Source organism: Candidatus Neomarinimicrobiota bacterium (genome assembly GCA_021157965.1).
Classification (GTDB): Bacteria; Fidelibacterota; Fidelibacteria; order Fidelibacterales; family Fidelibacteraceae; genus Fidelibacter.
Map to the genome: position 1 here is coordinate 96,879 of JAGGVO010000042.1, position 12,167 is coordinate 109,045.

At 46.7% G+C, this 12,167-nt stretch carries 13 protein-coding genes; all 13 read right to left on the reverse strand.

Going from position 1 to position 12,167, the window contains the following annotated elements:
* Window position 1: 1 nt before the first annotated feature.
* On the reverse strand, window positions 2–1,036 hold the full coding sequence (locus tag J7K63_07040; protein MCD6234773.1) for a glycosyltransferase: 1,035 nt from the start codon (window positions 1,034–1,036) through the stop codon (window positions 2–4).
* Window positions 1,026–1,958 carry a glycosyltransferase family 2 protein gene (locus J7K63_07045; GenBank protein ID MCD6234774.1) on the reverse strand — a complete coding sequence of 311 codons (933 nt, stop codon included), beginning with the start codon at window positions 1,956–1,958 and terminating at the stop codon, window positions 1,026–1,028. Before J7K63_07045 ends, J7K63_07040 begins: the two co-directional genes overlap by 11 nt.
* Window positions 1,951–3,543, reverse strand: coding sequence for a tetratricopeptide repeat protein (locus J7K63_07050; GenBank protein MCD6234775.1), 1,593 nt, complete (start codon window positions 3,541–3,543; stop codon window positions 1,951–1,953). Before J7K63_07050 ends, J7K63_07045 begins: the two co-directional genes overlap by 8 nt.
* Window positions 3,544–3,641: 98 nt before the next feature.
* The gene (locus J7K63_07055) at window positions 3,642–3,833 is read right to left on the reverse strand and encodes a hypothetical protein (protein MCD6234776.1); all 192 of its coding nucleotides are present in this window, start codon (window positions 3,831–3,833) and stop codon (window positions 3,642–3,644) included.
* Window positions 3,833–5,035, reverse strand: coding sequence for a diguanylate cyclase (locus tag J7K63_07060; protein MCD6234777.1), 1,203 nt, complete (start codon window positions 5,033–5,035; stop codon window positions 3,833–3,835). Before J7K63_07060 ends, J7K63_07055 begins: the two co-directional genes overlap by 1 nt.
* Before the next feature lie 53 nt (window positions 5,036–5,088).
* Window positions 5,089–5,664: a zf-HC2 domain-containing protein gene (locus J7K63_07065; protein MCD6234778.1), complete on the reverse strand. Its 576-nt coding sequence runs from the start codon at window positions 5,662–5,664 to the stop codon at window positions 5,089–5,091.
* 18 nt (window positions 5,665–5,682) lie between these two features.
* Window positions 5,683–6,261: a sigma-70 family RNA polymerase sigma factor gene (locus J7K63_07070; GenBank protein ID MCD6234779.1), complete on the reverse strand. Its 579-nt coding sequence runs from the start codon at window positions 6,259–6,261 to the stop codon at window positions 5,683–5,685.
* A gap of 1 nt (window position 6,262) precedes the next feature.
* Window positions 6,263–7,246, reverse strand: a complete 984-nt coding sequence (gene holA, locus J7K63_07075; protein ID MCD6234780.1) for a DNA polymerase III subunit delta — start codon at window positions 7,244–7,246, stop codon at window positions 6,263–6,265.
* Window positions 7,246–8,049 carry an undecaprenyl-diphosphate phosphatase gene (locus tag J7K63_07080; protein MCD6234781.1) on the reverse strand — a complete coding sequence of 268 codons (804 nt, stop codon included), beginning with the start codon at window positions 8,047–8,049 and terminating at the stop codon, window positions 7,246–7,248. The genes holA and J7K63_07080 overlap by 1 nt, the downstream gene beginning before the upstream one ends.
* Window positions 8,050–8,733 carry a polyphenol oxidase family protein gene (locus tag J7K63_07085; protein MCD6234782.1) on the reverse strand — a complete coding sequence of 228 codons (684 nt, stop codon included), beginning with the start codon at window positions 8,731–8,733 and terminating at the stop codon, window positions 8,050–8,052. It abuts the gene before it with no gap.
* A 2-nt stretch (window positions 8,734–8,735) separates the two neighbouring features.
* Window positions 8,736–10,541 carry a penicillin-binding protein activator gene (locus tag J7K63_07090; protein MCD6234783.1) on the reverse strand — a complete coding sequence of 602 codons (1,806 nt, stop codon included), beginning with the start codon at window positions 10,539–10,541 and terminating at the stop codon, window positions 8,736–8,738.
* A complete protein-coding gene (gene surE / locus J7K63_07095) occupies window positions 10,538–11,329 on the reverse strand; it encodes a 5'/3'-nucleotidase SurE (protein ID MCD6234784.1) in 792 nt (263 codons plus the stop codon). The genes J7K63_07090 and surE overlap by 4 nt, the downstream gene beginning before the upstream one ends.
* Window positions 11,322–12,164 carry an acetyl-CoA carboxylase carboxyltransferase subunit beta gene (locus J7K63_07100; protein MCD6234785.1) on the reverse strand — a complete coding sequence of 281 codons (843 nt, stop codon included), beginning with the start codon at window positions 12,162–12,164 and terminating at the stop codon, window positions 11,322–11,324. The genes surE and J7K63_07100 overlap by 8 nt, the downstream gene beginning before the upstream one ends.
* Window positions 12,165–12,167 lie beyond the last annotated feature (3 nt).

Here is a 12,167-nt window from a genome sequence, read left to right on the forward strand (position 1 = left end):
ATTATTTATAGTAATTCCGGACAAATCCTGTAAATGCATCCTGTTTTAAAATGACCCGTTTATAATAAGCCTGCATAAAACCCATTCCGTAGGCAAAAATCTGAGTCGGCACAATCACAGGGATGTAGAGGAACACCCGGACATCCTTATATTTAATAATCCCGTGAAGGCCCATGGTAAAAAGAGCAAGAATACCCAGAGCCGGAAGGGGCCAGAAAAAGCCGGGTGCCAGCAAAAACAGTAAAAGAGCCAACGCCGTAAACAGGGTTCCTGCCGCCGGCAGAAAATGGACCGGTTCAAGCATCTTGTTATCGATTTTATACAGATTGATCCGGGCTACACCCCAGTTAAAAACCTGTTTGAAAAATTTTTTCACGGAAGTGCGCCGTTTATGATAGACGATGGCCTCATCCACTTTAATCACCGGTTCGCCTGTTGCCAGGATACGGTTGCTGAACTCGATATCCTGGCCATGCCGGAGGTCATTCATCCCGCCGATTTTATCCACGATATCGGCCCGGACACCCATATTGAAGCTTCGGGGATAGTATCTGGACAATTTTTTTTTTGAATGTCCCCGGATTCCTCCCGTTGTGAGAAAAGACGTCATACTGTAATCAATGGCTTTCTGCAGGGGAGAAAAATCGGCCCGTACCCTGTCCGGACCGCCAAAACCGGCCACATCCTGTTTGGACACGGCATCGGCATAAGCCTGAAGCCAGCGGGGATGGGCAATGCAATCACTATCCACAAAAACAAAATATTTCCCTTTTGCGTGTTTCATGCCCAGATTTCGCGCTGCGCCGGGACCCTGGTGATCCTGTCGGATAAAGCGAAGGTTCAGGGATGTTTCTTTACTGAAAGTTTCAACAAATTCCTGTGTTTTATCTGTTGACCCATCATCCACAACAAGGACTTCAAAATCCCGGACGGGAAACACCTGGTCACGAAGGGATAAAAGCAGTTCCCGGATTTCAGACAGGCGGTTATATGTAGGGATAATGACCGTAAAAAGATAGAGATAATCATTCGTCATCATCACCTCCTGCTTTCCCTTTATTTTTCCTGAACTGGTACACCAGCATTTCGCCGATCAGTCCCATGGAGACAAGCTGAATTCCCAGAATCAGGAGTAAAATTCCCAAAAGCAGCATAGCCACATGGGTTTGAAAGGGTTCATGATAGGCATATTTCAAAACAAGGACCCACACCTCAACCCCAACACCCACAATTACGGACAGGAGTCCCAACATCCCGAAAAAGTGCATAGGCCTCAGGGTGAAACGGGCCAGAAAAAGGACAGTAATCAAATCAAAAAAACCTTTAAATATGCGGCCGACACCATATTTACTTTTTCCTGATGTCCGGGGGTGGTGGGTTACGGGAATTTCTGTCACACGGAATCCTTCCATTTTGGCCAGGACGGGAATGTAACGGTGAAGTTCTCCATAGAGGCTGATGGATTGTACCACTTCTTTTCGGTATGCCTTCAGACCGCAGTTGAAATCATGGATATGGATACCGGTCAAGAGGCTGGTGGTTTTATTAAAGAGTTTACTGGGCAGGGTTTTATTCAGGGGGTCATGGCGGACTTTTTTCCAACCGGATACCATATCCCAGCCTTCTTTCAGTTTGACAAGAAGTCTGGGAATCTCTTCGGGATCATCCTGCAGATCCCCGTCCATGGTGATTACATACCGACCTTTCACCTGACGAAAACCGGCCTGTAATGCTGCTGCCTTCCCCTTATTCCTCCTGAAATGGATGACTGACACATTTTCAAAATCTTTTGTCAGAGTGTCCAGTATCTCAGGAGTATTATCCGTTGATCCGTCGTTCACAAAAAGAATTTCACCCTGAAGGTTTTTCGATTTCAGCACAGTGAAAATTTTTTCAGTCAGGGTTTTGACGGTCCCCTCTTCATTCAGGACCGGTATGACAAGGGAAACATCAATCATGATTCATTGCCTCCAATTGATCACGGGCCGGTTTATAATCGGGATTTTTTTTCAGGGATTTTTGCAGAAGCTCACTCGCCGCATCCCCCTGATTCATGGAGAGTAAAATCATAGCTTTATGGTAAAGCATCTCGTGATCGTCAGGAAGGACGGACAGGGCACGATTTATATAGTTCAGAGCTTCCGGATAGCGTCCGAGACGGTATAAAATCCAGGCTGCCGTATCCAGATAAGCGCTGTTTTCCGGTTCAAGGGATAGCGCCTTTTGTATCATGGTCCAGGCTTTTAACAGATCCTTATTGTGTTCTGCAAGGAGAAAGCTGTAGTTGTTAAGAATGAGGGGGGTTTCTCCGTTTTTGGCTAAAAGTTCTTCGTACAGTTTTTCAGCCCGCACACTTTGTCCCGTCCTGTCATAGAGAGCGGCAAGCATCTGAAGAACGCTTTCGTTGTCGGGCTGGAGTGTCCTGAGATTTTCCAGGATCTGTATAGCCCTAACCGATTCGCCCGATTCATCCAGAAGGAGGGCTTCCAGGTACATAAGATCCTGATCATCCGGAGACATATCACGACCTTCCAGGATCACATCCAATGCCGTTCGGATATCATCCTGGTCAGCAAGCCAGAGGGCATAATTCCGATAGGCAATCGGGAGGGCTGTCCCTTCATTCAGTGCCATATTGTAATATTTTCTCACGCTGTCCGGCTCTGCCTTTTCGATATAAACAATCGCCATAAGATGAGGGAATGCCCAGTGCCGGGGCCATACGGCATGTCCATGATAGAGGACATCCAGCGCTTTTTCCCATTCCCCGCTTCGGATCATTTGATCGGCATATAAAAGTTCAACCTGAGGAGTGGGATTCACCTGGTTCCGCCATAGGAGAAGAGTTTCCCGGGCATCTTCCGTCCGGCCCAACTCCATATATGTTTTGTAAAGCCCCTGATAAAAGCGGTTGTTATCTGGAACCAGTGAAATGAGTTTTTCCAGATAAGGGATGGATGCTTCATACCGACCCAGTTTGTGCAAAATATCTACCATTCGACCCAGCACATTCGTATTATCCGGATCTTTCTTAAGCAGTTTCCGCAGTATTTCAAGTCCCTTTTCTGTGTCTTTCTGTTCAAAATAGTAATCAGAGAGATTATACCAGGCATCTTCATATTCGGGATAATTTTCTATCAGGTTGAGCCAGATTTTTTCAGCTTCGGCCGCCTTACCATCCATAACAAGGGTGAGGGCAATCATATCATAGAGTCCGGGTTGATCCGGGTTTAACTCAACGGATTCCAAAAAGGCGTTCCTTGCCTTTGTCATCCTGTTCAGTGCCATATAGGTTTCCCCGATGCGGGCATAGATTACGGGACTCAACGAATCGATGGATGCCGCCTCTTCATATTCTATGAGGGCCCGGGCGAAATCTCCCGCCTGCCTGTATAACTCTCCGTATGCAAATTTCTGAACAGCCGTGGTGGGATAGGTGTGTTGCTTTTCTTCACCGGTAGACACCAGGGCTTTCCGGCCGGAACAAGCGGAAAAAAACAAGAAAACGGAAAGCAGAAATGTGTATGAAATAAACTTTTTCATGAGATAGCAATTTACCAAGGCGGGGGTGTTTATGCAAAATGTTTACACATATAAAAAACCCCTGATAACAGGGGTTTCCTTACATTTTTTTTCATCAATCAGTTGAAGATTTCGTTTTTATTGCAAGCACACACTGAAACCATTTTCTGGTTGAACTTGACACCTTCTTTACCACTGTTGACAGATTTGAACACTTTCAGGTGGGAGATCGCTTCACCGCAGACAGGACATTTTTTCCCTTCTTTTTGCCGGTTGGCAATTTTAGCACCGAATCCACTGGGACGAGCCATTAAGAGCCTCCATTTGGTTTTTTATAGATTTCCACACGGTTTTTCCCGGTCCGTTTTGCTTTATACATGGCATCATCTGCCGCCTGAATCAGTGAAATTCCGTCATGGCTGTCCTCGGGAAAGGACGCCATACCGATACTCGCAGTGACAGATGCCCGGATGCCACCCTGCTCAAAAGGATATTCGGCAATTTTCTGCCGAATCCGTTGAGCTGTCCCCATGACAGCCTCTTTTTCAGCGTTGGCCAGGATAACCGTAAATTCTTCACCTCCGTACCGGGCAACAATATCCACCATACGGATATTGTTCTTAATAATATCGGCCACAATTCTCAGCATGTAATCCCCGTACAAATGCCCGTGGGTATCGTTGACTTTTTTAAAATCATCCAGATCCAACATCATCAGCGTGAGGGAATGATCATAACGCCGGGCCCGGTATACTTCTTCAAAGAGCTTTTCTTTAAATGCCCGGTGGTTCAGGACCCCGGTCAGGCCGTCCACCGTGGCAAACCGTTTCAGCGCATCCAGGGTTGTCAACCTGTGATACGCAGACGCAAAATTTAAACTGATCAGGTTAAATGTATCAAGGTCTTTTTCAGAATATTCATCCGGATTATAACTTTCCAGGGTAATAATGCCTGATTTATAACGATCCAGGTGAACCGACCATCCCAAAAGGCTGTGATAGGGTGTATGGCGCAAATCACCGGCTGAAAGCCTGAAGGCAAAAGGAGCACTATCCCGATATTGATTCAACACAACGGGGTTTTTACGTTTTAACACATACGCCCATAGCCCTTCTTTAACAGACAGGGCGTCCCCGCTTCCGGGCGTATCCCCCGGACCGTCTGTATAAATGACCGTTAAAACATTGGGTTCATGAGGAATTCTTCGGCAAACCGTCAGCTTGTCATACTGAAATTCTGAAAATAAAACATCCCGGAGGGCTTGAAAAAGCTCTTCTTCCGTCGTAACAGTGTTCAAGCGGGTGAGATAACGGGTAATGGTATCGGATTCTTCTCCCGATTCGGGCTGCTTTTCCGTTATAGAGTATAATAAATATAAACTGAGTCCTAATAATATCCAGAGAAACACCCGGACAAAATCCATCCACCGGGAGGTGCCGGGTAATGGTAAAACCCATACAAAGAGTCCAAAGACCCATATAGCCGTTGAAACGCCAAATCCGGCTTTTTTCATAACCCTCTCAAATCCTCATGAAATATAAGAAATTAAGCAAAAAAAACCGTGTTTCAACGTCGATCATTGACCAGCTGGATCCGGTTTCTGAAATCTTCAGGATCCAAGCCGTCGTTATTTTCCGGGTGCTTTTTGTCACTGCTGTCTTTCAGGGTCACGGAAGATGCAACATCTCCTTTTAAGGGCGTGGCGGCCTGTTGAGAGAGTGGTGGAGTACCGGAAGATCCCATAGATGAAAGAACAGGAGAAGATTTCATTAGGGGGGGGAGACTTTCCAGGCGCGGGTTATATCCCCGCCAGATGACAAGCGTTCCTGCCATCACCAAAATCAAGGCAGCCGCGGCGGAAAAGGTCCGGCTGTGATTTGAAAAGAGAGTCCAGAGATTCCGGGGATGCTGAAGACTATCCTTGTGATGGCGAATTTTCTCCATGAGCACGGCTTCGAAAGAATCAGAAGCCGATACTTCAGGTAGAGCGTGCAGGGCATCTACAAGTCCGGACATCTCTTCCACTTTCTGACGACATGCAGGACACTCCCGAAGATGAGCTTCGGCCTCACGGCGCAAAGGAAGTTTCAGCTGATTGTCCAGATAATCTGTTAAAAGGTTAGTAAAACTGTAGCAATCCATTCTATAAGCGTACCCTCCTTACTTACTTTTCAATTCTTTCAATATTTCCTGCAATTTCTGCCTGCCTCTGTTAATCCGGCTTTTGACCGTTCCTGCAGGAACACCAACTATCTTACTGATTTCTTCGTAAGATAGTTCCTGGATATCTCTTAAAATGATAGCCGTTTTAAATTGTTCCGGTAAACGTGAAATTGCAATCTGGATTTCTTTTTCCTGATACGCCGAACGGGACTCCCGCTCCGGGTTATAGGTGTCCGAAGGGATTTCAAATTCCTTATCATCGATGCCCATATCATGAATGGAATAAATCTTTCGCCTTTTCCGTTTCCTCAGCTCTGTTTTTGCCAGATTTCCTGCAATGGTGTAAATCCAGGTACTGAAACGGGCGATTTCTTTATACATGTGACTGCTGGTATAAAGTTTTAAAAAAGTATCCTGGACAATATCTTCAGCCATTTCCCGGGACGCCACAAAACGAAAAACAAAATTGACAAGCCTGTCTTTATAGCGGCGAACCAGTTCAAGATAAGCCCGTTCATCCCCTTTCTGAAAAAGGGCAATCAGTTCTTCGTCTGTGTATTTTACCGTATCCCGCATTTTATTCAAGTATTTTGTCCAGTGTTAAAATTAACCGTGTTAAAGGATCTCCACCACTAATAGTTTTTAATTCCGTATCAGCCTGAAGGACTGCCTGAATGCCTTCGGCCAGATCAGCATTGGAAAAACGTTTTGAAGCACTCAGCATTTTTGCATATTTATCCCGTCGCCATGTCCGGGTAATCTTTTCACCATGTTCCACCCGGGGATCCCGCAGGACGCTGAGGTTCCACAAATAATGGAACAGCGTGGTATAGATAAAGGCTTCGCTCATACCGTGATTAATCAGATTTTCAGCAATGACAATGGCTTTTTTCCTGTTTTTTTCTCCGATACTTTCAGTGAGATCCTCCGGAGTCCAGGTCCGCTGGTAGCCGGCCGATTTCATGACAGCCTGCGTAGTGATCCGTTCTCCCGGTGTAAGCATCAGATCCAGTTTATCCAGTTCATTTGCCAGATCATTTAAATCATTTCCCGTCATACGGATCAGTGTCTTGACCGCCTCACGATCCGCCGAACGATTCTTTTCTTTCAAATATTCCACAGCCCACTGGGGGATTTCACTATCGAAGGGCGGATTCACATAAACCGTAGCAGACATTTTTGATACTTTGGATAAAAAATCATGACGCCGTTCAATGACGGGAGCCGTCAGAATGACAGTATTAGTTTCTGCCGGGTTTTCGAGGTATTTCAGAAACATTTTTCGCACTGTGGGTATCATCTGTTTTATTTCCTCGATGAGGATAAAATTTTCGGACTGGAAGAGGGATGTGCCATAGAGCAACTGTTGAAGATCATTAACCCGAAGTTCTTTTGCTGTTACATGTTGCCGTTCAATGCCCCGGCCGGCCAGGGCTTTCCGCACCTCCTGAATGAAGGTGGATGCCAGATAAAAATCACTGCCAAAGAGGAGATAAACGGGCCGGATTTTCCCGTTTCGAACCTTTTCCAACTCTTTGAAATAATCCTGCAGCCAGGTCATCAGCTCAGTGCCACTGTAATAAAACCTAAAAGAACACAATAATATGAAAAGGAGGACAGGCGCCCCCGCATCAAAACTCTAATCAGCCATTTCAGGGCCACAATTCCGGTTAAAAAGGCTACAACCATCCCGAATGAAATATTCAACAGACTAACCTGGGCATCTCCCTTCATTTCGGGGATTTCCAGGATGGTGGCTCCCGCAATCAGGGGCAGGGCCATAATAAAGGAGAATTTTGCAATCTTTTCCCGGTCCACACCGGCCAGGAGACCGGCTGAAATGGTACTGCCGCTCCGGGATATACCCGGGACCATGGCCAAAGCCTGAAAAATACCCATAAAAAGAACATTCCATCCTTTCAGTGGCCGCCGGGCCCGGGGTGCCCACTGAGTAATAAAAAGAAGAGAGCCTGTAAAAATCAGGGCAATGCCCACACTTCGCGTACTTTCAAACAAACCCTCAATAAAATCCCGGAGAAAAAGTCCCACCAGCATCGCTGGAATCATGGAAAGCAAAACCAACACGGCCATCCGGAACCATTCATCCTCCCGGTAATTCCGGGGTATCTGCCGGATTTTCCATATCTTTGAAAAAAAAGAGATGAGAATGTGCGTAATCTCTTTTCGGAAAACGAGCAGTACACTCATGAAGGTTCCGAAATGAAGGGCAATTTCAAGGGTAATACCCGGGATTTTCAATCCCAAAAGGGCTTCAGTAAGAACCATGTGTCCCGAACTGCTGACAGGCAGAAATTCCGTGAGTCCCTGCACGATTGCAACGATCATTACTTCCAGTGTAGACATCTATTTCCTCAGTATTGACAAAAGTCTGTTATGCGTTTTGTTCACCCGGTAAGAAACATATCTTTCTCTATGACACACAGTGCACCGATTTGTTTGCAGAATATTCTCATCGGGGATACCGGACTGCAAAAGCTGGTCCCGCACAATGCCCTGGAGATCCAGAGTCATCCGGTTGTCAAGAGATCTTATATGATTCGGAAAATATTCCGCCACATCTTCTCCCACCGTGTAGCAGTCCCTGCAGATGGACGGACCTGTGGCAATAATCAAATCGGCTCCCCTTATTCCCATTTCTTTCATCAGTTTTGCCGACCGGATAATAATTTGCTGCCGGAGTCCGCGCCATCCGGCATGGATCAGTCCCCGGAACTGCCCCTTTTTATCAGCCATAAAAACAGGAACACAATCGGCGGTCTGCAGGAGGAGGATCAAAGAATCACAGTCGGAGATCACACCGTCACAGTCGTCAACAGGCCCCGGTTTTCGGATGAAATGTACAGTCCCCGAGTGAATTTGTACAGGCCAAACTGCATCTTCCATCTTCAGATCCAGTTTCTGAAACACCACATTCGTCAGATCCCGGACAGGGATCCCATCATCATAAAAGGCCCGGGTGCTTGTCAGGGCAGTTGTCCCCGTCAAACGTTTGAATTGCCTGTATGTATCAAAATAACGATCCCCCACTGTTACTCCTGCAGTGTATAAATGGCATTATTTCGGAATTCAAGGAGTCTTACCGCCGCATTAACGCCCGGTTTCCGTTTTGAAAACCGCACATTACGGATCACGCCCCGGAACTCTCCCATATTGTTGACTGCAAGCCGCAGTGCTTCCCGGCTGGTATTCCCGTTTTCAATGAGATTAAGTATCAGCACCATCGTCTCATATCCATACATGGTCAACCTGTCCGGCGCTTTGCCGGTCTGGCTTATATATTCCTCCCGAAAAAAACTCACCCGGGGATCCTGCTCCAGCATCAGATGGTCGGCAGAAATCACGATGCCGTTCACGTAGCGGCGATACCGGGACAAGAGGCCTTCATCCAGCCAGTTCCCATCCCCTAAAAGGCGGGTGTTAAAATTGTAATAGGCCAACTGGGGAGCCACAGACTCGATCTGATTATGATAAATCGGCAGATAGAAGGCATCGATGGCCTTCAGGGTGATTTTCAGAGAATCGCTTTGGGTTTTCAGCTCCAGTTCCGGATCCAAAAGGACATTTGTGGTATCGAGGGTATCGGCGGCCTGAAGGGAAAAAGCCGCTTTACGGATATTCATGAACTGGGATTTCAAATCGTTAGGATCGGTAAACCACTCCCTTCGGACAACCATCCCGCCGCTTCGGGCGACAGTCCTGGAAAAACTGTCCGAAATTCTCCGTCCGTAATCATCAGCCGGTGCAAGAATGGCAAAGGTTTTATATTTCAGGGAATCCACAGCATATCTGGCAAGGGCATAAGCCCGTTCATCCTGATCCGGATTCAACTGATAAACATAGGGGCTCAGGGCAGAAAGTCCGTCTCTGGTTGCCGTCGGTGTAAAGAGTGGGATTTTTTCATAATCACAGATGGGAGCCATGGCGATGGCATCCTGACTGGATAACGGGCCCAAAATAGCAATGACATGCTCCATGTCTGCCACGGAACGGGTATAGTCGATACTTTTCAGGATATCGCTTTCATTATCCAGCACCACGAGCGAGATATTGTTCGTCAGATCATGCCTGAAACGATCCAGGGCAAAGAGCATTCCGTCCAGCAAAGCCTTGCCTGTAACCCTTTCGGGACCACTGAGAGGAAGGATAACAGCCAGATCTATCCGTGGCCGTTTTTCATCTCTCATACTGTCCAAAATTTGATTATAATAATTAACTTCAAAAAGGGTCATAAGGGATGTTTTGACAGACTGAAGAATTTGCCGGGCCATAGCAACATCCCCCTCCAGCTTCATTTTCTCAGCCATAAGGAGATCAACGCCCCGCATTTCCGCCCGGCTTCCGGCCAGGGCTTTCAGCGTTTTAATTTCTTCAGGAGTCAAAAACTGCCTGGCCCCTTCCCTGGCCAGTTCAAGGGCTTTGCGCTGGAGTGATTCCCTTTCGGTTTGGTACGCCACTTTCAGAGCAAAGGAAACAGCCGGCAGGTAGCGCCCTGTTTTTATCAGAGAGGCACTTTTGGTATAAATGACATCATCCCGGTAACGGCTTTCATCAAAGGTATCAGTAAAAAGTCCTGCCTGGGCAATAACATCCTCATGACGGTCCAGAAAATAAAGGCTGCGGATAACCATAAAAAGGGATGTGGATGCATAGGGATTAACATCGACAGGTAATTGATGAAACACTTTGTGAAATATCAGATAGGAATCATAATAATTTTCCCGCTCAAATTCCTTTAATCCCTCTTCCATAAGTGATCTGGCTGAGGCCAGAATCACAACAGGCAATAAACAGGCAATCAATATGAGAGTCAGGATTTTACGAAGCCGGACTTTCACGCAGTATCCTCCCGGGGAAAGCTGAATTCAAAGGATGAAAGTTCCTGGAAATACTCTTTGGCTGTCAGATCAAACTGAAGGGGTGTTATGGAGATTTTCTGCTCAAGAATCGCCGTTTCATCGGTTTCCGCCACTTCCGTACCGGCGATTTTTTCCCCGGAGAGCCAGTAATAGGGCTCCTGTTTGGGATTAATTCTTTCAATAAATATTTCCTTCCATTGGGCCTGTCCCTGGCGAGTAATTTCAACACCCTGAATATGATCTGGTGAAGGGACATTGGGGACATTAATATTGAGGAGCATTCCTTTGGGAAGACCTTTCTCCAGGATTTTTCCCGCAACCTGACGGATAAAAAGCTGAGCCGGTTCAAAATTCGGGTCGGTATAGGTTGTCAGGCTTACAGCGACGGATGGGATACCCATGAATGTCCCTTCGGCTGCGGCTGCCACGGTACCGGAATATAAGACATTAAATCCCGTATTGCTTCCCAGGTTAATGCCGCTGACCACCAAATCCGGCAATTTTTTCATCAGTTTGTGCAGGGCCAGCTTGGAACAATCCGCCGGCATACCCGAGACGGCCATTCCAAAGAATTTACCATGTTTATAATATTTTCGTGGATAGATCACATCGTGCAGTGTGATGGCATGGCCTGTGGCACTCCGTTCTTTATCCGGCGCCACAATCGTCAGTTTTCCCAGATCCTCAAGGGCATCGGCCAGGGCTTGTAATCCCGGGGCGGCAATGCCGTCATCGTTTACTAATAAAATGGATGGTTTATCAGGCATAATAAAATTTCAAAACCTCATCAATTGATTTTTTCAGATTTCTCCGATCCACAACAGCATCCACAAAACCTTTTTTCAACAGGAATTCTGCCGTTTGGAATCCTTCAGGCAGTTCTTCACCAATGGTTTGGCGGATTACGCGGGGACCTGCAAAACCGATAAGAGCCCCGGGTTCTGCAAAAATAATATCCCCCAGCATGGCAAAACTGGCTGTTACACCGCCAGTGGTGGGATGCGTGAGAACACTGATATAAGGGATACCTTTTTCATGAATCCGGGCAAGACGGGAAACCGTTTTAGCCATCTGCATGAGCGACAGGGCCCCTTCCTGCATTCTGGCACCTCCGGAAGCACTCACAATCACCAGCGGATAACCTTTTTCCAGCGAGCGATCCACCAAACGGGCAATTTTTTCTCCCACAACCGATCCCATACTGCCACCGATGAAACGAAAATCCATAACCGCCAAATGAATGGGTACACCGTTTAAACGTGTCTCTACGGTTCTGACGGCATCATATAAACCGGTTTTCTGATGAGCCGCCACCAGTTGTTCCCTATATGGCACGGGATCAGAGAATTCCAACGGATTTTCCGAACGCATGTTCCGGTCATATTCGGTGTATTTCTCTCCGTCACACAAGATGCTCAGATACTGGCCGGAATGAATCCGGAAATGGTGATTGCATTTGAAGCATACATGCTGGTGACGGGCCAGTTCCTTATAATAAATGATTTCACTGCATCTGGGACATTTTACCCAAACACCGTCGGGGATTTCTTTCTTATCCTCGGTTAATATCGGTTTTTCTGTCCGTTCATACCATTTTCCCATATC

Excerpts from the sequence above, each read along its gene's own strand:
- J7K63_07040 (MCD6234773.1), bottom strand. The coding sequence starts at position 1,036 with ATGACGAATGATTATCTCTATCTTTTTACGGTCATTATCCCTACATAT.
- J7K63_07045 (MCD6234774.1), bottom strand. The coding sequence starts at position 1,958 with ATGATTGATGTTTCCCTTGTCATACCGGTCCTGAATGAAGAGGGGACC.
- J7K63_07050 (MCD6234775.1), bottom strand. The coding sequence starts at position 3,543 with ATGAAAAAGTTTATTTCATACACATTTCTGCTTTCCGTTTTCTTGTTT.
- J7K63_07055 (MCD6234776.1), bottom strand. The coding sequence starts at position 3,833 with ATGGCTCGTCCCAGTGGATTCGGTGCTAAAATTGCCAACCGGCAAAAA.
- J7K63_07060 (MCD6234777.1), bottom strand. The coding sequence starts at position 5,035 with ATGAAAAAAGCCGGATTTGGCGTTTCAACGGCTATATGGGTCTTTGGA.
- J7K63_07065 (MCD6234778.1), bottom strand. The coding sequence starts at position 5,664 with ATGGATTGCTACAGTTTTACTAACCTTTTAACAGATTATCTGGACAAT.
- J7K63_07070 (MCD6234779.1), bottom strand. The coding sequence starts at position 6,261 with ATGCGGGATACGGTAAAATACACAGACGAAGAACTGATTGCCCTTTTT.
- holA (MCD6234780.1), bottom strand. The coding sequence starts at position 7,246 with ATGACCTGGCTGCAGGATTATTTCAAAGAGTTGGAAAAGGTTCGAAAC.
- J7K63_07080 (MCD6234781.1), bottom strand. The coding sequence starts at position 8,049 with ATGTCTACACTGGAAGTAATGATCGTTGCAATCGTGCAGGGACTCACG.
- surE (MCD6234784.1), bottom strand. The coding sequence starts at position 11,329 with ATGCCTGATAAACCATCCATTTTATTAGTAAACGATGACGGCATTGCC.
- J7K63_07100 (MCD6234785.1), bottom strand. The coding sequence starts at position 12,164 with ATGGGAAAATGGTATGAACGGACAGAAAAACCGATATTAACCGAGGAT.